Raw genomic sequence first — 18,849 nt, 5'->3', positions numbered from 1 at the left:
CGTCTTGCGAAGCTCCTCACTGTGGCAACGGGGACATTCCATCGGGCTTCTCCTCGGCAAATCGACCAAACAGCCCAAGAAGAATCCAAACTAAGTCTGATGTAAACACTGCCCCCTTGTGGCGAGGGGTCAGGGGCGGGGGTCGCCTTGCCGTAAAATCTCCTCATGCCGTCTTCGTCCTCGGGTCGAGCAGCCGGTAGAGCAGGTCGGACAAAAGGTTGATGGCGATGAAGACGGAGCCGATGACGATGGTGCCGCCGAGCACCGCGTTCATGTCGGCGTTCTGCAGGGAATCGGTGATGTAGAGGCCGATGCCCGGCCAGGCGAACACTGTCTCGGTCAGCACCGAGCCTTCGAGCAGCCCGGCATAGGACAGCGCGATGACCGTGATCAGCGGCACGGCGGCGTTGCGCAGCGCATGCGCCCAGATCACGCGGGTTTCCGACAGGCCCTTGGCGCGCGCCGCCACGATGTATTCCTGCGCCATCTCGTTGAGCATGAAGGAGCGCGTCATGCGGCTGATATAGGCGAGCGAGAAATAGCCGAGCAGCGCCGCCGGCAAGATGATGTGGCGAAAGGCGTCGGCGAACACGTCCCATTGTCCCTGCCAGGCCGAATCCAGCAGGTAGAAGCCCGTGACCGGCGTAAACGTATACTGGTAGACCACGTCGAGCCGGCCGGGATAGGCGACCCATTGCAGCTTGGCGTAGAACAGCACCAGCCCGAGCAGGCCGAGCCAGAAGATCGGCACCGAATAGCCGATCAGGCCGATCACCCGCACCACCTGGTCGATCAGGCTGCCTCGCTTGACGGCCGCGAGCACGCCGAGCGGCACCCCCGCCAGCGTTCCAATCAGCGTGCCAACGGTGGCAAGCTCGATGGTGGCGGGGAAAACGCGCTTTATGTCGGCCATCACCGGGTTGGTGGTCAGCACCGAGGTGCCGAAGTCGCCCGAGAGCGCGCTTTTGACATAGACGTAGAACTGCTCGATCAGCGGCAGGTCGAGGCCCATTTCGCGCCGTGTGCGGGCGATGACGTCGGCATTGGCGCGGTCGCCGAGCACCGCCAGCACCGGATCGATCGGGATGACGCGGCCGATGAAGAAGGTGACCGCCAGCAGCCCGAGATAAGTCGTCACCGCGACCAGCACAAAGCGGCCGACGGCGGACGCGACCGCGAGGCCGCGGGCGGCGCCGCCGTGCGCCGCCGTTCCGGTTTCGGTTGCGCTCACGCGCCGCCCTCCGGCTTATTCCTTCGAGATCTGGCCGACGAAGTTGGTGTCGAAGCTCGGCCCGAGCTTGAAGCCCTGCAGGTTCTTGCGGATCGCCGCCACCTCGATCTGCTGGTAGATGATGGCGAAGGGGCTGGTGTCGAGCACTTCCTTCTGCAGGTTGCGGTACATTTCGGCGCGCTTGGCCGAATCCTTCTCAAGCAGCGCCGCCTCGGTCTGCTTGCTCAGTTCCGGAATGTCCCAGGCATTGCGCCAGGCCAGCGTCGCCACCTTGCCGGTATCGGCGTTGTCCGGGTTGGACGCGAAAGTCTGGGCGTTCGAGTTCGGATCGAAATAGTCCTGCCCCCACTGGCCGATGTAGATGTCGTGGTTGCGGGCGCGGTACTTGGTCAGCGTCTGCTTGCCGTCGCCGGGAATGATCTCGATCTTGACGCCGGCCTCGCCGGCCGTCTGCTGGAAGGATTCGGCGATTCCGGTCACCGGTTGCGTGTTGCGCACGTCCATGGTGACGGAGAAGCCGTCCTTCAACCCGGCCTTTTCCAGAAGTTCCTTGGCCTTGGCCACGTCGAGCTTGAACGGGTTCTCGTCCAGTTCGCCGAGCACGCCCTTGGGCAGGAAGGTCTGGTGGATCTCGCCGATGCCCTTGATCAGCGTAGCGCCGATGGCGTCGTAGTCGATCAGGTATTTGATCGCCTGCCGCACTTCCGGCTTGGCCAGCTTCTCGTTCTTCTGGTTGAGGCTGATATAGTAGACCGTGCCCTTGGGCGCGCTGGTGGTGACGATGTTCTCGTTGGTCGAAACTGCCTTGAGATCGTTCGGCTCCAGGTTGCGGGCGACGTCGATGTCGCCGGCCTCCAGCGCCAGGCGCTGGCCGGAGCTTTCCTTCATGTGGCGGTAGATGACGCGGGCGAGCTTGGCCTTGTCGCCGTAGTAATTGTCGTTGCGGTCCATGACGACGGCTTCGTTGGCGCGCCATTCGCGCAGCGTGAAGGCGCCGGACCCGGCTGAATGCGTCTTCAGCCATTCGTTGCCGAAATCGTTGTCGTATTTGTAGTCGTCGCTCGGCGTCACCGTCTTCAGGTGCTCGGATACCAGCTTCTTGTCGACCACCGAGCCGACCGTCGCCGACAGGCAGTTGAGCACGAAGCTCGGCGCATAGGGCTTGTCGACGGTGAAGACGAAGGTGGCGTCGTCGGCGGCCTTGGCCTTTTCCGTCACGTTGTCGGCGTTGAGGCCGAACTGGGTGAGGATGAAGGCCGGGCTCTTGTCGAGCTTGACCACGCGCTCGAAAGACCAGGCGACGTCGGCAGCGGTCAGCGGGTTGCCGGAGGCGAACTTGACGCCGGGCCGGAGCTTGAACGTATAGGTCAGGCCGTCGTCGGAAATCGTCCAGCTTTCGGCGAGGTCCGGCTTGACCTTGGAGGTGTCGGCGAGGTCGAGGCGCACCAGCAGGTCGTAGGTGTTGCCGGTCACTTCCGCGGTGGAAAGCTCGAACGCCTCCGCCGGGTCGACCGAGATGATGTCGTCGATGGCGAAGCCTTCGACCAGCGTGTCGGCGGGCGTCGCCGCATAGGCACCGAGCGGCGCGCCGGCGGCCAGCAGCGCGGTCAGGGCAGCGCCTGCAAACCAGAAACGTGTGCGCGGAGCGATCTTTCCCATCATCATTTCATCGGTTCCCTTTTGTTGTCTTCATTCTAGCGACGAAGGATTCCTCGACCATAACGGGAGGCTTTTTGTCCCGCAATCGGCTTTTCAGGCATGGGTTTCGGCAAGGGCGAACCGGTTCGCCGCCGTTGCGGCCATCGCCTCGGCAAGGTCCATGTTCCAGTGCGAGCGGCAGTAGGCGCGGAAATCGAAGCAAGGCAGGCCGGGGCAGACCTCGAACTCGATGAGATGCACGGTGTCGTCGGCCTCGATGCGGAAATCCAGCGAAAAGCAGTCGCGCAGGCCGAGCGTCTGCATCAGCGTGCCGGCGATCCGGCGGATTTTCTCGTCCGCCTGGGGGTGCGTGGCGGCAACGGGAGCAAGCTGCGGCTCCTGGTAGAAGCCACCGGCCTTCGCCGCTTCGCCGGTTTCGCCGTAAAGCGCGAGGCTGTCGTCCATGGTCTGGAAATCGCCGCCGGAATCGACGAAGGCGATGCCGAGCGCCTCGACGCCGGTATCGGGCGCGACGCCGAGAAAACTGGCCCGCGCATTGCGCCCGGCGACATAGGGCTGCACCACCGCGTCATCGCGATAGGCGGAAAAGATGCGGCGGCTGAGCGTCAGCGCCTCGGCGAGGGTCCGGCAGTGCGAATCCGCCCAGATGCCGATCTTGGCGCCCAGCCGGTTCGGCTTGACGAACCAGCCGGCTGCCGAGCCCGGCGGCTCGACCAGCCAGTGGCCGTTGCGGGCGAGCCCTGCCGGCGGCACCGGCAAGCCCGCTGCCGCCAGCACCGCGCCGGCACGGAACTTGTCCTGGCACAGCGCGAACAGGGAATCGTCGCTGCCGAGGGTGGGCAGGCCGTTCAGCCGGGCGAGCGCGGGTGCAGCACCGCCGCGGAAATAGGCGATGCCGTCGGTGAGCGTCCATACCAGCGTCGCCTGCGGGTCGCGCCCGCTCAGCGCCAGCGCCGCGTCGTCCAGCGCGACAGGCTCGAAGGCGATGCCGTGCCGCTCGCAGGCGGTGGCGAGCGCGTCGAACTCGCGCGCCAGGTCGGTGGACTGGGCGAGGTAGGAGGCGATCTCGGCGGCGCGCTCCGGCGCATAGCCATCGGCCAGAAGCCGGTCGAAGCAGGCCTTTTCCGGCTCGAAGACGAGGATGAGGCGGGGCTTGGCGGCGGTCATGTCACGGCGCTCCGAACGTCGCATCCCAGGCGCTGACGGCAGCATGGGCGCGCGCCGCCACCTCGGCGACGCCCATGCCGGGCTTGAACAGGCTGGAGCCGAGGCCGAACACCGAGACGCCGGCCGCCTTGTAGCCGACAAAATCCTTGTCGGAGACGCCGCCGACCGCGCCGACCGGCGTGCCGGCCGGCAGCACCGCGCGCATCGCCGCGATGCCGGCGGGGCCGAGCACGCTCGCCGGGAAGAATTTCAGCGCCGAGGCGCCGAGGCGGATCGCCTGGAAGGCTTCGGTGGGGGTAAAAACGCCGGGCATGGTCACCATGCCGTAGGTCGCGGCGCGGCGCATGACCTCGGCATCGATGTTGGGGCTGACCAGCAACTTGCCGCCGGCGTGATGCAGGGCATCGACGTCGGCGGCGGTCAGCACCGTGCCGGCGCCGACGAGGGCGCTCGGCGGCAGGGCGGCCTTGATGGCCGTGATCGAGGCAAACGGATCGGGCGAGTTGAGCGGCACCTCGATCGCTTCGATGCCGGCCTCGAACACGGCCTGCCCCACGGCTGCCGCTTCCTCCGGCTCGAGGCCGCGCAGGATGGCGACGAGGCCGCGCTGAAGTTTTGGGAAGGGAGCGGTCTGGGTCATGCGGAAGGTTCCGTGGTGGCGATCATGCCGTTCTCGCGCGCGGCCGAAAACAGGCCGGCGCGCACGGCCTGTTCCGCATCCACCAGCCGGAAGGGAAGTCCGGCAAGGTCGAGTGCGCATTGGTAGAGCAGGCCGAGCGCCCCGGCGGCGATCAGCGTGATCGCCCCGTCCGGCCGCCCGTAGCGGTGCTGAGCCGAGGCGATTTCCGCGCCGATCAGCAGGCCGGAAAGGGTGGCGGCGGCGTCGGCGGGCGCTAGGCCCTGCAGCAGGCCGGCGGCGCGGATCGAAAACAGCCTTGCGGTGATGTCGCCACTCTCGGCCAGTGCCGTTTTGCACGATTGCCGGAAGCAGGCGTTGTCCGCGCCGACCGGGGCCGGCGTTTCGCCGAGCGAATGGCGCAGGATGGAATGCGTGGCCAAAAGCGAAAACAGCTCGCCGGTCGGCCAGGTGCCGAAGCCGGCAACCGCGCCGTCCGTGATCTCGACCCATTTCGAATGCGTGCCAGGCATGCAGGCCAGATGCCGCCCCTCGGCCGGCAGGCCGGCGCCGGCAAGCTGGGTTTCCTCGCCGCGCATCACGTCAGGCGCATCCGTTCGCCGTTGTGCCAGGCCCGGCACGATGCGGATGTCGCGCCGCTCGCCCGGCACGTGCGCCGCGCCCTTGAGGATGGCGTCGATGCGTGCGGGCGTGTCGACATAGGGCGCCTCGACCCAGCCCTGCCGCGAGCCGACCATGCCGCAGGCGACGACCGGCAGCGTTTCGGACGCGCCGAGGGCCGCCAGATGGCTTTCGAGAACGGCGGAAAAGCCGGCCTCCCGCGCGCTGGTGAGGCCGTCGTCGCCGCGTCGCCCGGCGATCACCTCGCCGGCGGCGTCGAGCAGCCACAGCCGCAGCCGGGTCGTTCCCCAGTCTATGGCGGCGATGACCGGTTGCCGCCTCACAACAGGCCGCCGTCGACGATCAGCGTCTGCGCCGTCAGCATTGCCGAGGCGTCGGAAGCCAGGAACAGGCAGGGGCCGACCATGTCGTCGGCCACCATCATCTTCGGGATCGCCTGGCGGGCGATATGGGCGTCGAGCTTGTCCTGCGTCACCCACAGGTCGCGCTGGCGCTCGGTGATGACCCAGCCGGGCGCGACGGCGTTGACGCGGATGCCGTCCTTGCCGTAGCGGCCGGCAAGGCCCTTGGTCAGGCCGATGATGCCGGCTTTCGCGGCGGTATAGGCGGGCATGTCGCCGATGTTGAGCATGAAGGAGGTGGAGGTGAAGTTGACGATGGAGCCGCCGCCGGCCTTGCGCATGCCCTCCACCACCGCCTGGATGGTGAAGAAATGCGGCCGCAGGTTGATCGACAGGTTGGCGTCCCAGGCCTCGGGCGTGAGGTCCTCGGCGGCGTGGCGGTCGTCGCGGGCGGCGTTGTTGACCAGCACCGTGACCGGCCCGTGCGCCGCTGCGGCCTTGTCGACGGCGGAACGCAACGCGTCGATATCGGTGAGGTCGGCCTTGAGGTAGAGCGGCCGGTTTCTGGTCGTGGCGTCGATCTCCTCGCACAGCGCCTGGCTCGGCTTTTCGGCGATGTCGATGAAGGCCACCTGCGCGCCTTGACGGGCGAAGCCTTCCGTCAGCCTGGCGCCGATGCCGGAGCCGCCGCCGGTGATCAGCACCGAGGCGCCTTCGAGGTCGGCAAAGCGTGCGGATGGCATCATCGGTCTTTTCCCTCTCTGGCGGCAGGGTGGGCCCGGCAAGGGCCCGAGCGCCCGGCCGGCCCGGCGCTGCATCCTATCGGGCCGCGACCGGCGGGCAAGGGGAAAAAGAGCGGTCGAGCCGCTTATGTCTGACAAAAGCGAGCCGCGTTGCCAGCGGGTGGCGGACCTCAGATGGCGCGGGTGCGCTGCGCGCCGCGAAAGGAATCGCGCAAATAGCCAAGCGTGGCGGTGGCGTCGGCCGGCTTGCCGAACAGGAAGCCCTGGCCGCCGCCGCAGCCGAACTGGACCAGCCGGTCGGCCTGCGCCTCGTGTTCGATCCCTTCCGCCACGACATCCATGCCGAGCCCTTCGCACATCGCCAGGATGGCGCGGATGATGTGTTCGGACGGACGGTCCTCGAGGATGGTGGAAACGAAGGCGCGGTCGATCTTGAGCTTGTCGAAGTGGAACTCGCGCAGCCGCCCCAGCGAGGACTGCCCGGTGCCGAAATCGTCGAGCGAAACCCTTATGCCGACGCGGCGCAGGTCCTCGACGATCTTTTCCGCCGAGGCGGGGTCGTTCATCAGGCCGGTTTCGGTGATCTCGATTTCCAGCCGGCGCGGATCGAAGCCGGTGCGGTCGAGGATCGACAGGATATGCAACCCGGTGTTCTGGTCGACCAGTTGCGAGGGCGACAGGTTGAAGGACAGGAACAGGTCCTGCGGCCAGTTCCGGGCGGCTTCCGTGGCCTTGCGCAAAAGAAGCTGCGACATCGGCCCGATGATGCCGCGCTCCTCGGCGATGGGGATGAAGACGACGGGCGACACCGAGCCGAGGTCGCGGTCGGTCCAGCGCGCCAGCGTCTCGAAGCCGATGACGCGCCGGCTGCCGAGGTCGACGATGGGCTGGAAGTGCGGCTCCACCTCGCCGGCCGCAACGGCAAGGCGCAGCGCCTGTTCGATGCGGGTGACGCGCTTGGCCGCCTCTTCCATCTCGCGGGTATAGACCACGACCTTGCCGCGGCCGGAACGCTTGGCGTGGTAGAGCGCGGTCTCGGCCTTGTTGACGAGGATGTCGGTGATTTCGTCGCCGGAATAGAACAGCGAGCAGCCGACCGAGGCCGACAGCCGGGCGGTGCGTTCGCCGACGTCATAGGGCGCCGAGAGGATCTCGATCAGCATGCGCGCCTTGGCGGTGGCCACCTCCTCGCTGAACACCAGCGGATAGAGGAAGGCGAATTCGTCGGCGCCGATGCGGCAGACCGTCGAATGACGATCCATCGAGGCTTTAAGGCGCATCGCCACCTGGGCCAGGATATCGTCGCCGGCCTTGTGGCCGAAAAGGTCGTTGATCGGCTTGAAGCCGTCGAGGTCGAGTATGCCGACCGCGAACGGGGCCGGGTCGTCGGACCGGTCGTCGATCAGGCGTTCCACCTTGTCGAAAAAGCGCCGATGGTTGCCGAGCCCTGTAAGGGGGTCGGTAAAGGCCAGATCCGTGTTTTCCCTGTCCGCCTGACCGGTGCCAAACAACGTTTGCATCGGCGTCCCTGTTTTTGTTCGTATTTATTCCGACAATAGCGGCAAACCCTTTAGGAAACGTATCTCACCGGAGCGCGGGTCGTGCGGCATCTTTCGCCGGCTATCGGGCGCGTCAAGGCGGGCCTGGAAAGGCCGCGGCCGGGTGTCGATGCCAGACGTTCAGCGGGAAAGGGTGGTGGAGCGGACCGCGCCGACAAGAATCTGCTGGCTGTCGCGGATCGAAACCCAGCGGCCGGTATTGTCGATCGCCTGCCGCTTCAGGAAGCGGTAGCCGGTCTGGTCCCACGGGCGGACCTGGTCGCTCAGATTGTCGAGCACGTAGTCGCCCTTGCTGGTGCGCACCGTCAGCACCGCGTGCCCCTCGCCGTCGGGCTTGCGCACCACGGTGATCAGCAGGTTCGCCAGCGAAATGCCGAGCTGGTTCAGCCGGCGGCGCTTTTCCAGGACGTAATCCTCGCAATCGCCGACGCCCTTGTCGGGATAGGCCCAGACTTCGTCCTTGCCGTAGATATCCAGGTCGCTCATCGGCTCGACGGCGGCGTTGACCGCCGTAGTGACGGTCGTCAGCTGCTGCCACAGCGACGCGTTCATCGTCGCCGGGTTGAGGTCGGCCGGGCGGATGGAGCACTCGCCCTTATGCGTCCTGCAGAAGTCGTAATGACCGATCGGCTGTGAAGTCAGCCCCCCGGTCGTCATCGCGCTGGCTGCGACGGCAGGCGCCGCCCACCATCCGGACAGCGCCAGCGCGACAACCGCGCCATTCCGCAATTTTTGCAGCACCGGTGAGGAAACCATCGTCCCCGCTCGCCCCTGTTTGTTAACGAAACGTTAAAGGCGATTAACAGTGCGTGTCAATTACGCGAACAGGCGTATTGTTGGCATGGTTACTCACAGCGTCGTGACAGCGACTATTGTGCAACACAGCCCGGACGGGCGGGGAGGCGCTGAAGAGCGTTTGCCGGCGAGGGCCTCAGGCGCGGACCTTGGCGGCGCGTTCGGAAGCGGCCTTGGCGGAGGTGGCCTTGACGTCGATCTTGCCCTGCCGGCCATAGGTGCCGATGAAGTCGACGATGCGCGGCACGATTTCCGAGCGGAAGCGCGAACCGTTGAAGACGCCGTAATGGCCGACGGCCGGCTGCATGTAGTGCGCCTTCATGTCGGCCGGCAGGTTGACGCACAGGTCATGCGCCGCCTTGGTCTGGCCAAGGCCGGAAATGTCGTCGTTCTCGCCTTCGACCGTGAACAGCGCGACGTTGCGGATCGCCGATGGGTCGACGGGAACGCCGCGATGGGTCATCTCGCCCTTGGGCAGGGCGTGGCGGACGAACACGGTGTCGACCGTCTGCAGGTAGAACTCGGCGGTCAGGTCCATCACCGCCAGGTATTCGTCGTAGAACTCGCGGTGCTTGGCGGCGCTGTCGCCGTCGTTCTTCACCAGGTTCTCGAAGAACTTCCTGTGCGCGGCAATATGGCGGTCGAGATTCATGCCGATGAAGCCGTAGAGCTGCAGGAAACCCGGATAGACGGCGCGCCCGAAGCCGGCAGCCGGCCACGGCGCCTGCATGATGACGTTCTGGCGGAACCAGTCGCTGCCCTTCTCCTCGGCCAGGACGTCGACCGCCGTCGGGCTGCGGCGGGTATCGATCGGGCCGCCCATCAGCGTCATCGTGGCGGGCGCGAGGCGGTCGCCTTTCGCCTCCATCAGTGCTACCGCCGCCAGCACCGGCACCGAGGGCTGGCACACCGCCATCACATGGGTGTCGGGGCCGAGCGCGTGCAGCATCTCGATGACGTAGTCGATATAGTCGTCGAGGTCGAAGCGGCCGGCCGAGGCCGGCACGTCACGGGCATTGACCCAGTCGGTGATATGCACTTCCGCGTAGGGCAGCATCGCCTCGACCGTGCCGCGCAGCAGCGTGGCGTGATGGCCCGACATCGGCGCCACGATAAGCAGCTTCGGGTCGGGCCGGCGGCCGGCGGGAACCGCGCGCTCGAAATGGATAAGGTTGCAGAACGGCCGCGACCAGACGGTCTTTTCCACCACCGGCACCGTCTTCCAGTCGACGACCGTGCTGTCGAGGCCGAAACTCGGCTTGTCGTAGTGGCGCGTCATGCGCTCGAACAACTCGGCGCCGGCAGCCACCGTCCTGCCGAACGACGTATGTGCCAGGGGATTGAAGGGATTGGTGTAGAACAGCCGCGTCACGTCCGCACAGATGCGGGCAGGCCAAAGGGCGGCGTTGTTCATTTCATAAAGCTGGTAGAGCATGGAAAACTCCGCTGCTGCCTGCGACCGAAAAGCGACGACGCAGTGCCGAGCCTTCAATGTCCCACAGCGAAGTTAATGATAATTTGGTGCGATGCAATACGGTATCGGGCCGCAAACCGCCCGATACTTTAGTCCAACTTGTTGAAAACCCGGCCTGAACCGGGGCCGGCGGCTAAGGGTCCTGGCGTGGTGCAGCGCAAGGTGGCTGCTGCGGCGCGAAACAGGCTATGCCGTCTGCTGCGGTTGCGGCTACAGGCGCGCCATGCAGATCGAGGTGTGGCCGGACTGGACGAAGCCCAGTTCGCGCGCGGCGCCCTTGGAAAGGTCGAGCACGCGCCCGCGGATGAACGGACCACGGTCGTTGATGCGCACGACGACGCTTTTGCCGTTGTTTTTATTGGTGACTTTGACCTTGGTGCCGAAGGGCAGCGAGCGATGCGCGGCGGTCAGGGCGGAGGGATTCATGCGTTCGCCGGAGGCTGTCTTGGAATGCAGCGCGTACCAGGAGGCGCGGCCGCATTGGGCGAGTGCAGGGGAGGCGGAGGCGGCGACCATCAAGCCAGCCGCGGCGGTCGCCGCGACAAGCGCGGCCCGGTTCGATTTCTTCATGCGGTAGGAAAAGCTCCGTTGTCAGATGGAGATCGTTAACGGGGCGAATGAGGCATGAAATGTGGCCGGCATCCGGCAGTTCCATGGCGGACAGACACGTTTGGAGTCGCAAGGAAACAGTTTGTCAGAGTCGTTTTACCGAATGTTAAGGAATAATTTCACATCCGTCGGGTCACGCGGGGAAAACCGAGAGTCGAATGGACCAACAGGCCTCAGTATAGCGGCAGCATAACGAGCCCTGGATTGGGCCTTCGATCGGCCGCAATGGCGTTGCTCGCGATTATGCTGTCGCGACGGTTCGTATTCCTTGCCTGAAGACAAACGGCATTGCCGCAGTCCGCCACGCGCGGGCAGCATCGATGCGCGCGGGCCGCGCTCCGCGCGTCGCGGCGTCGAATGGCGATGGGATTGTGACGGAAAAGAAAAAGCCCCGTAACCTGCTGGGTTACGGGGCTTTTTCTTTGAATTGGTGCCCAGAAGAGGTGTACCATTTTGAGCAAAATCAATAGCTTGGAGAAAAGTGGGCAGATCGCTGTCGCGCATTCTGATTATGTTTTTCGCGCAGACGGTCTCACTGCTACGCCACGAAAGGCCATGTCGGCCAAGCGCCGCCAAGCAATATTCACCGAGCATTGCACCGGCCACAACGTGGCGCCCTGCTGCCTGTGCGGCCGCCCGATCCATCGTCACGACGACCAATGGACGATAGAGCATATCCGCGCCCTCGGGCTGCTGGGCCGAGACATCAACACCAACTGCGCTCCGGCTCATGAGGCTTGTCGACGGGAGAAGGACAAGGCCGACCTGGCGCGAATTGCGAAGGCCAAGCGGATGGCCATGGCAGGGGCGAAAAAGGAAAAGCCGGCGCGGGGTTTTCAGGCCCCGGCCGGCGTCAAGTACGATTGGCGGCAGCGCCGCTATGTGAGAGTCGCTACCCCATAGCGGAATTCAAACCTCATCCGCGTGCGCAGCGCGGCCGCTTGTAGACAGCGTGTAAACGTGGGTAGATGGGCGCCGTACCGAGGAAGCCGCAGACCGATTGGGAGACGGCGGCATAAGAGGGGCGGTAATTGGGGCGCGATGACGAAATACTATCCGATCTCGAAACCATCGCAAATTCGCCGAAAAACCCTGTTGGGTTAGGCGAATGGATCATAGAGCATAAAGGAAACGCAGAGCTCATCTCACTAAGCATGCCTCTTGCGATCGATGGCGCACAGCTTGGAGGCGCACGTATTTTGCTGCGTGGACCACGCTCGACGCCGGCATCGAGGCCATTCTACGGCCTAGTGGCCCTTCTCTTCGCTACTATCGGTGGGGTGACTTTTCACCTCGGCAGGATAGAGTTTGATCCTGAAAACCCATTGAAGCCCCATCGCAATCCGCTAAATCCACACAGCGCGCCTCCTGTCGTCCAGGGACGCCAAATCCACAGGTTCTACGCAAACCGTTTTCTAGGATTAGACGCGTTTAGACCGGAAGGCAGACTTCCGTTGGCGTTCCCAATTGAGCAAGAGTTTGTTAGATTCGACGATGTAATGGCGTTTGTGCGGGATGAATTCGTAATCCCGGATTTTTGGGTTGAGGAGCCGGTATGGTCGCGACAGCTGGTTTGAACCGAGACCTGTCAATGCAGGCGCTCATCGAAGAGATTGCAAAGGAACTGGTGATTACCGGCGTCGATCAGGGCGAGGGCCTGATTGCGTTGCCTCAAACCTATCCTGGTGGCGCATCAGTTGTTGTCCGCGTTCGCGGAAGTGGTGATGAATTCTACGTCAGCGACCAAGGCAACGGCTACATGGAAGCTGAACTCCTCGGAGGTACAAGCGTATTCGCGAGGCTTGCTCCGCAGATCGCACAATTTCATGGCGTCGACTATGACGGCAGCTGCTTTTTCACGACGCGTGTGACCCGGGAATGGCTAGCCAATGCGGTCCTATTCATCGGCTCCGCGAGCCGAAAGACCGTTGAGCAGACTGCGCAAAAGCTCGGCCAAGAAAGAGACCATGATCTTACCGAAGTTTTCCGCTCTACGGTACGGGAGTTTTTTGGCGTTCAAGCCCATTTCGATTATGAGATGCGGGGACGGTCTCTAAAGAGATGGCGGTTTGATGCCGCGATAATGCGCCAAGGCGTCCCACGTCTAATCGAGTTGGTATCGCCAAGCCATGTCTCGATCAACTCTGCATTCGTCAAGTTCACGGACATTGCCAGACTGGAAGAGCCGGTTCGGCGCACGGTAATGCTCACCAACGCAGAACGTACCAATCAAGCAGATAAGGTTCTGCTTGGAGAGGCGGCAGATGTCGTTGTGCCTTTTGCAAGAACACGAGAAGCCTTCGCTCAAGCAGCCTAAACGTTCCTACGGTGCCAGAATGATTTCTGGATCGAGGCCCAAGGCAGTTACCAGCCCGACCGCGTCGGGATCGTCGCAGTAGACGACGGGATGATCAGGCGCGAACCAGCGCGCGAAATAGACCGGGTTGGCGGTCAGCGCGGCGTAGGCATCAGCCATCTTGCCCGCATCAATGATCCGCTGCTGCACGGTGGATTTCAGGACCGAGAGGCGCACCGGCTCGGCGTCCTCCAGCACGTGCACATAGCGCGGCACACCGCCGACCATCTCGAGAGAGCTCGAAGCGACTTGCTTTCCCTCAGGCACCGGCTCGGCGGGCTGGATTTTCGCAAGGCGATAGTCGTCGTTCGACCAGCCATCCGTTGCCGTGACCCTGTCGCCATTCGGCAGGTCGAGCCATGAGCCTTCTGCCACGGCCGCGAGGATTTCATCCTGGTTGTTGATGAGTGCAAGCATGGTGCCTCCTAGACTGGCAACGGGACGGTCTGGCCGTTCAGGCCGACGCCGAAAAAGTCAACCTCGGTATCGGGGTTACCGCCGGCGTTATTCAGACCGCACCAACCGGCGGAAGAAACTTGGGTGTCTGTTACCGTTTCGGCCCAAGCAGCAGGTTCGGCAGCGGCGGAATGCCACATTTTTCTACGGAGGGATGTTCCAGAAACATTGAAGCGGAGCCAAGCCCATTCATTGATCACATAGTTGGGCGACGGGCCGGTGCTTATGGAGCCTAGAGGCGTGTATGTTCCAGAAACGTAGCGCCCGGTTACGGCGGCCCACCGGGAGTTCGTCGTGATCCCGTATCCGAGATTTCGATACCCCGTCTCGGTTCCTGCCGCGCCAGCGCCCCTTGCATAGGCGCTTATGAAGTTGCTGGCATCTGTCCAACTCGCGATCGCCCGGAACCGGACCAGTATGTCAAGGTCGGCGGCCAAAGGAACTCGGTCCCACGAAAGTGCTTGTCGCGACGCTGCGGGCTTAATCCAACGCAATGCGCGGCCCGACAGCGACCCTGAGGCCGTTTCGACGGTAGCGGTAAAGTCCGTAGCGTAACGTTTCGTCCAGTCGGGCGGCTGAATACCGACCACGTATTCGCGGAAGTCCGTGGTGTAGATGTCCGACCGAGGCGGCCGATAGATCGGCATGAAGAGGCCTTGGGTCATGCGACCACCTGCACGATGTAGGCGGTGCATTGGCTGTCCATCTTGCTGATGACCACGTCGAAGACGCCCGTAGCGCTCAGGGTGAGCGTGTCGCCCTTCGGGAAGCCCGCCGTGAAGCCGGTGAAGGTGATCGCGCCGGCCGACGCCGTGTTGATGACGCGCACCGTCATGCTGTAGCAGCCCGCCGTCGTCGGGGCCTTGAAGGTGCCGGCGCCGTTATTGGTTACCTTGCGCCAGTTGCGGGTGAGAGGGACCGGCTCATAGGTCGTGCCGGCGATGTTGCCATCGTCAGCCGCCACGTCGGCGGTGTAGCCCTTTAGCCCGGTCGAGCCGGCGAGCAGCACACCCTTGTCCCCGGCCAGGAACGTGCCGGCGACCGTGCCCGTCAATTGGGCAACAAGACGTTCTTTCAGCTTCGCCCACGTCAGCTTCCTACCGGCCCATGCTGCTTCGCTATCCACCAACGCAAGCTCATCGGCATCGACCGGCGCGTCCTTCACAGGCGAGCCGTGGATGATGGCCGCTATACCCGCCACAACGACTTCAGCGGCCTTCATTGCCCAATGGAAGGCCGAGTAAAGATCGCCCACCACCGGCGTGTCTTCTTCCTCGTTGGCCCACTTCTGCGCCAGCGCCGCCGATGCCGCCGCCGCGTCCGCATGGCCGGCGCCGTCGCTGGAACGCGCTTCCGTGATGACGATGTCCGACGATCCAACATTGATCGGATTGGGCGAGGTCAGCACGTAATCACGGCCCGCCAACGTTTCCCCATCGGTGACCGTGACGCGCGTCCCCTTGGTCACGTCCCGGTTGCTGTCGAAGTCGCGGGCACGCTGCCAGAGCCCCGTGGCGGCGATATAGATGCCGTTCTGCCGTGCGTCGGCCTGGCTCTTCACCAGCACACGATCGTTCACCGCGAGGTTGACGCCGTCGACCGCCAGTAACCCTGACAGGACGATGTTCGCCGTCGTGGCTGACCGTCGCGCCTTCGAAGAAGGCATTCATTTCGGGATACCATTTGCCGGCGCCGCCATCGCAGCACGTCGACGCGATCCCCAACGCCATCAGCTTGTCGGTGTGGCGCTCACCCTCGGTGATATGGACCGTGTTGTGATCGCTTTCCGCGCGCATCCGAAGCAGGTCAGGCAGCCGATAGGGTACGTGCTTGACCTCGGAGGCCCCGAACACCCAATTTTTGCCATCCCAATGGGACTGAGGAAACGACTTGTCTTTCCCCGCTCCGGCCCTTTTGGCCGGATTAGAGCGCTCTTTCCGATCAACCTTCCGCAACGGCGTACCGTCGGCATCACGATAGACGTAGCTTTCAATGAGCTTGTAAGGCGCGCTTGATCCTGTTCGCAGCGATGAACTTTGGTGGCTATGGTTATCGTTGGATCGGTGCGGTTCCCATCGAATACCGATCCGCTCCTTGACGTAATCGCGGCACGCGATTGGATCGTCTCGGGGAGAGAACGTGTTGATGACGAAACCATCGGGTGCCTGATCGTCAATCAGGATCGACATCGACCGATCATGGACAGAATGCTCATGGAGGCAGGCGGGAGGATCGTGGAGGCTGAAGCTCTTGCGCGGGGACCTCTCCCAAAACCGACCGAACCGGATCAGCAGCCGGCCGGGTGCAGCTTCGCCGCGCAGGTTCTTCTCGGCTCGATCGTCGGGCTTGCGATCTGCACCATATGGATCTGGATCGTCGCGAGGGCCGGCCGATGAAGCGACCGTCTTCGATCCTTCCTGACAACCTCGCCCCCATCGGCATGGGCCGCGAACAGGCAGCGGCCTTTATCGGGATCGGCGCCACGCTGTTTGATCGCCTCATAGCCGACGGCAGGATGCCGGACGCTCGGTTGATTGGTGGCCGCTTGGTGTGGGACGTGGCGGAAGTCGCCGCCGCGTTCCGGTCTTTACCACATCGATCAGAACCCATTGACGACATTGCGACGAAGGACAATCCTTGGGACTGATGCCAAAGAACCTGCCCAAAGGTGTTTCCGTCGACCGCGACAGGCACAAGAATGTGCGGCTGTATTTTCGCGCCACGGGAAAGCCGAAGGTCAGGTTGCGCGAAGTGCCTGGAACGAAGGCATTCGAGCGCGAAGTAGCCTGCGCTCGCCTCGGCGTGCCCTACCAGCCCGAGAAGCAAGCACCCGCCGTTGCGGTTCGCCAGACGACGACAGAGGGCACCTTGGACTGGCTGGTCACGCAGTACCGCACCCGCGCTAAGAACAAGATGGCGCAGGATCAGCTAGACCGGCGGATTCGGCTGCTCGAAGAAATCTGCGACAGCAAGCACAAGGGCAAGCGGCGCGGCTCGCTTCCCTTCGCCCTCATGCAGCGCAAGCACGTCATCGAGATTCGAGACGCGATCAGGGACACGGCCGGCGCACAGAACAACGTCGTCAAGACAATTTCGGCCATGTTCGGCTGGGCCGTCGAGAGCGGCATCATGGATGCAAACCCGGCCTTGCGCATCAAGGACATCGCGACCGGTGAAGGATTTCACACGTGGACCCTCGACGAGGTCGAAGCGTTCGATGCGAAATACCCGGTCGGCACGACGGCGCGGCTTGCCAAGGACATCGCCATGTTCACGGGCCTGCGCCGGAAGCAGGTAGCCATTTTCGGCAGGCAGCACGTCCGCGACGGCTGGATAAAGATCACGCCGACCAAGACCATCAAGACCAGTGGCGTCACCGTCGAAATGCCATTGCTGCCGGTCCTGGCAAAGACCATCGCCGCGTCAAAAACCGGCGACCTGACCTTCCTCATCAACGAGCAGGGCAGGGCGTTCACAGCGAACGGCCTCGGCAACAAGTTCAGGGATTGGTGCGACGGTGCCAATTTGCCGCAGTGCTCTATGCACGGCCTGCGCAAGGCCGGCGCGACTATCGCAGCGGACAACGGCGCTACGGACAGCGAGCTTATGGCTATATTCGGTTGGACGACGAAGAAGCAGACGGAAGTTTACACGCGAAATGCGAACCGGAAGCGCCTTGCCGGCAAGGCCGCCCACAAGCTGATTCCCGAACAAACACAGGACAAAACTGTCCCACCCGCCGAGGGGTTGCCCCAAGGTGGGGCAAAAATCGCCATTTCATGAAACAAAACCAATCCCTTAGAAAAGGGATGGTGCCCAGAAGAAGCATCCCATTGTATTTGCTACACTTTTCAGCTTGTCTCTGCCCTTCTCAATGTGCTTGATATCGCTTTCTTATTTAGTGTCCCCCTTTCGCTCCCCTTCTCACGCTTTTGCCCTGTAGCGCGCTGGAAAAAGGGGATAGTTCAGGGGACGCAAAAACGGGGGCATAACGGCTATGGGAGCCATGCATCGACTGACCGCGAAGGCAGTTTCTTCGCTTCCTCCAGGCAAGCACGCAGATGGCGGCGGATTGTGGATCTACAAGCGCGAAAATGGTGCACAATGGGTGCTCCGTTTTACGATCCATGGCCGGCGTCGGGAGATGGGCCTCGGCTCGCTAAGCCTTGTGTCGCTTAAGGAAGCGCGGGAGGCGGCAAGCGAGTGCCGAAAGGTGGTACACGCAGGGATGGACCCTATCAAGGAGCGTACCCGCAAACGCCGCGAGGATGCCCGGAACATCCACCTCCTGAAGGATGTGGCCGAAGATGCCTTCGAATCCCGCAAGGCCGAACTCAAGGGCGATGGCAAGGCCGGCCGATGGTTCACGCCGCTGCAACTGCATATTCTGCCGAAGCTTGGCAAGATCCCTGTGGCTGATCTGGACCAGAAGGATATCCGCGACACCCTGGCCCCGATCTGGCACGCCAAGGCCGAGACGGCGCGCAAGGCTCTCAATCGGCTCGGCATTGTCATGCGCCACGCGGCTGCGCTTGGGCTCGAGGTTGATCTACAGGCGACGGAAAAGGCCAAAGCCCTCCTCGGCAAGTCCCGCCACAAGGCAGAGAACATACCGGCGATGCCGTGGAAGGACGTGCCAGCCTTCTACCAGTCTCTTTCCGACGGCTCGGTCACTCACCTTGCCTTGCGGCTCCTGATCCTCACAGGCGTTCGCTCCAGCCCGTTGCGGCATATCCACGAAGACCAGATCGTCGGCGACGTGTGGACGATCCCAGGCGAGGCCATGAAGGGCAAGCGAGACGTCACGCCCGATTTCCGCGTGCCGCTATCCACTGAAGCCCTCGCCGTGATCGAGGAAGCCCGGCGTCATGCGCGGGGCGGCTTCCTGTTCCCCAGCCAGCGGCGGGGCGTCATCAGCGATATGACCATGGGCATGTTCATGCAGCGGGCAAAGCTGGTTTATCGACCGCACGGCTTCCGGTCATCCTTGCGCGACTGGATCGAGGAACAGACAGAAACGCCATACGAGGTTGCAGAGACGGTGCTGGGCCATGTCGTCGGCGGCGCGGTCGAGCGCGCCTATAGACGGACGGACTATCTGGAGCAGCGGCGCGATGTGATGCAGAAGTGGGGAAAGTGGGTAACCAAAGAGGGAAACGCTCCTGGAGAGTTGAAATAGTCATCAGCGTCGTTCCAGTGTG

General features: G+C 63.5%; 19 protein-coding genes. 6 read left to right on the top strand and 13 right to left on the bottom strand.

The window, feature by feature from the left end:
• Positions 1-163: 163 nt before the first annotated feature.
• The 10 genes from ACFOHJ_RS18515 to ACFOHJ_RS18470 form a co-directional block, all read right to left on the bottom strand.
• Positions 164-1,231 (bottom strand): ABC transporter permease, encoded by a 1,068-nt coding sequence (locus ACFOHJ_RS18515; protein WP_378223203.1) that lies wholly within the window; start codon positions 1,229-1,231, stop codon positions 164-166.
• A gap of 15 nt (positions 1,232-1,246) precedes the next feature.
• Positions 1,247-2,896, bottom strand: a complete 1,650-nt coding sequence (locus tag ACFOHJ_RS18510; protein WP_378223201.1) for an ABC transporter substrate-binding protein — start codon at positions 2,894-2,896, stop codon at positions 1,247-1,249.
• Positions 2,897-2,983: 87 nt separating this feature from the next.
• Entirely contained in the window at positions 2,984-4,057 is a 1,074-nt protein-coding gene (locus ACFOHJ_RS18505; RefSeq protein WP_378223199.1) for a D-alanine:D-lactate ligase-like protein, read from the bottom strand.
• 1 nt (position 4,058) lies between these two features.
• Positions 4,059-4,697 (bottom strand): 2-dehydro-3-deoxy-6-phosphogalactonate aldolase, encoded by a 639-nt coding sequence (locus ACFOHJ_RS18500; protein ID WP_378223196.1) that lies wholly within the window; start codon positions 4,695-4,697, stop codon positions 4,059-4,061.
• Positions 4,694-5,638, bottom strand: a complete 945-nt coding sequence (locus ACFOHJ_RS18495) for a 2-dehydro-3-deoxygalactonokinase (RefSeq protein WP_378223193.1) — start codon at positions 5,636-5,638, stop codon at positions 4,694-4,696. The genes ACFOHJ_RS18500 and ACFOHJ_RS18495 overlap by 4 nt, the downstream gene beginning before the upstream one ends.
• Positions 5,635-6,402 (bottom strand): SDR family NAD(P)-dependent oxidoreductase, encoded by a 768-nt coding sequence (locus ACFOHJ_RS18490; RefSeq protein ID WP_378223190.1) that lies wholly within the window; start codon positions 6,400-6,402, stop codon positions 5,635-5,637. The genes ACFOHJ_RS18495 and ACFOHJ_RS18490 overlap by 4 nt, the downstream gene beginning before the upstream one ends.
• Positions 6,403-6,569: 167 nt before the next feature.
• Complete coding sequence (locus ACFOHJ_RS18485; protein WP_378223188.1) at positions 6,570-7,919, bottom strand: putative bifunctional diguanylate cyclase/phosphodiesterase; 1,350 nt, start codon at positions 7,917-7,919, stop codon at positions 6,570-6,572.
• A gap of 159 nt (positions 7,920-8,078) precedes the next feature.
• Complete coding sequence (locus tag ACFOHJ_RS18480) at positions 8,079-8,714, bottom strand: transglutaminase-like cysteine peptidase (protein ID WP_378223185.1); 636 nt, start codon at positions 8,712-8,714, stop codon at positions 8,079-8,081.
• 175 nt (positions 8,715-8,889) lie between these two features.
• On the bottom strand, positions 8,890-10,188 hold the full coding sequence (locus ACFOHJ_RS18475; RefSeq protein WP_378223183.1) for a polyhydroxyalkanoate depolymerase: 1,299 nt from the start codon (positions 10,186-10,188) through the stop codon (positions 8,890-8,892).
• 249 nt (positions 10,189-10,437) lie between these two features.
• Entirely contained in the window at positions 10,438-10,797 is a 360-nt protein-coding gene (locus ACFOHJ_RS18470; protein WP_378223181.1) for a septal ring lytic transglycosylase RlpA family protein, read from the bottom strand.
• Between the two features lie 492 nt (positions 10,798-11,289).
• Here ACFOHJ_RS18470 and ACFOHJ_RS18465 point away from each other — a divergent pair, with 492 nt between their 5' ends.
• The 3 genes from ACFOHJ_RS18465 to ACFOHJ_RS18455 all read left to right on the top strand — a co-directional run bounded on the left by ACFOHJ_RS18465 (position 11,290) and on the right by ACFOHJ_RS18455 (position 13,153).
• Entirely contained in the window at positions 11,290-11,739 is a 450-nt protein-coding gene (locus tag ACFOHJ_RS18465; RefSeq protein ID WP_378223179.1) for a hypothetical protein, read from the top strand.
• 128 nt (positions 11,740-11,867) lie between these two features.
• Positions 11,868-12,413, top strand: a complete 546-nt coding sequence (locus ACFOHJ_RS18460) for a hypothetical protein (RefSeq protein WP_378223176.1) — start codon at positions 11,868-11,870, stop codon at positions 12,411-12,413.
• Entirely contained in the window at positions 12,392-13,153 is a 762-nt protein-coding gene (locus tag ACFOHJ_RS18455) for a hypothetical protein (protein ID WP_378223175.1), read from the top strand. Before ACFOHJ_RS18460 ends, ACFOHJ_RS18455 begins: the two co-directional genes overlap by 22 nt.
• 6 nt (positions 13,154-13,159) lie before the next feature.
• Here ACFOHJ_RS18455 and ACFOHJ_RS18450 read toward each other — a convergent pair whose 3' ends face one another.
• From ACFOHJ_RS18450 to ACFOHJ_RS18440, 3 genes are read right to left on the bottom strand one after another with little or no spacing between them, the layout of a single operon-like run.
• Positions 13,160-13,609 (bottom strand): hypothetical protein, encoded by a 450-nt coding sequence (locus ACFOHJ_RS18450; RefSeq protein ID WP_378223173.1) that lies wholly within the window; start codon positions 13,607-13,609, stop codon positions 13,160-13,162.
• A gap of 8 nt (positions 13,610-13,617) precedes the next feature.
• Complete coding sequence (locus ACFOHJ_RS18445; protein ID WP_378223171.1) at positions 13,618-14,313, bottom strand: hypothetical protein; 696 nt, start codon at positions 14,311-14,313, stop codon at positions 13,618-13,620.
• Positions 14,310-15,314: a hypothetical protein gene (locus ACFOHJ_RS18440; protein WP_378223170.1), complete on the bottom strand. Its 1,005-nt coding sequence runs from the start codon at positions 15,312-15,314 to the stop codon at positions 14,310-14,312. The genes ACFOHJ_RS18445 and ACFOHJ_RS18440 overlap by 4 nt, the downstream gene beginning before the upstream one ends.
• A 696-nt stretch (positions 15,315-16,010) precedes the next feature.
• Here ACFOHJ_RS18440 and ACFOHJ_RS18435 point away from each other — a divergent pair.
• The 3 genes from ACFOHJ_RS18435 to ACFOHJ_RS18425 all read left to right on the top strand — a co-directional run bounded on the left by ACFOHJ_RS18435 (position 16,011) and on the right by ACFOHJ_RS18425 (position 18,827).
• Complete coding sequence (locus ACFOHJ_RS18435; RefSeq protein ID WP_378223169.1) at positions 16,011-16,295, top strand: helix-turn-helix transcriptional regulator; 285 nt, start codon at positions 16,011-16,013, stop codon at positions 16,293-16,295.
• A complete protein-coding gene (locus ACFOHJ_RS18430; RefSeq protein ID WP_378223206.1) occupies positions 16,295-17,431 on the top strand; it encodes a tyrosine-type recombinase/integrase in 1,137 nt (378 codons plus the stop codon). The genes ACFOHJ_RS18435 and ACFOHJ_RS18430 overlap by 1 nt, the downstream gene beginning before the upstream one ends.
• Before the next feature lie 214 nt (positions 17,432-17,645).
• Positions 17,646-18,827 carry a tyrosine-type recombinase/integrase gene (locus ACFOHJ_RS18425; RefSeq protein WP_378223167.1) on the top strand — a complete coding sequence of 394 codons (1,182 nt, stop codon included), beginning with the start codon at positions 17,646-17,648 and terminating at the stop codon, positions 18,825-18,827.
• Positions 18,828-18,849 lie beyond the last annotated feature (22 nt).

Origin of the sequence: Aquamicrobium soli (assembly GCF_042646345.1) — a bacterium.
GTDB lineage: Bacteria > Pseudomonadota > Alphaproteobacteria > Rhizobiales > Rhizobiaceae > Mesorhizobium > Mesorhizobium soli_A.
The sequence above is the reverse complement of the archived record's forward strand: the minus strand, read 5'-3'. Positions and strand labels throughout refer to the sequence as shown.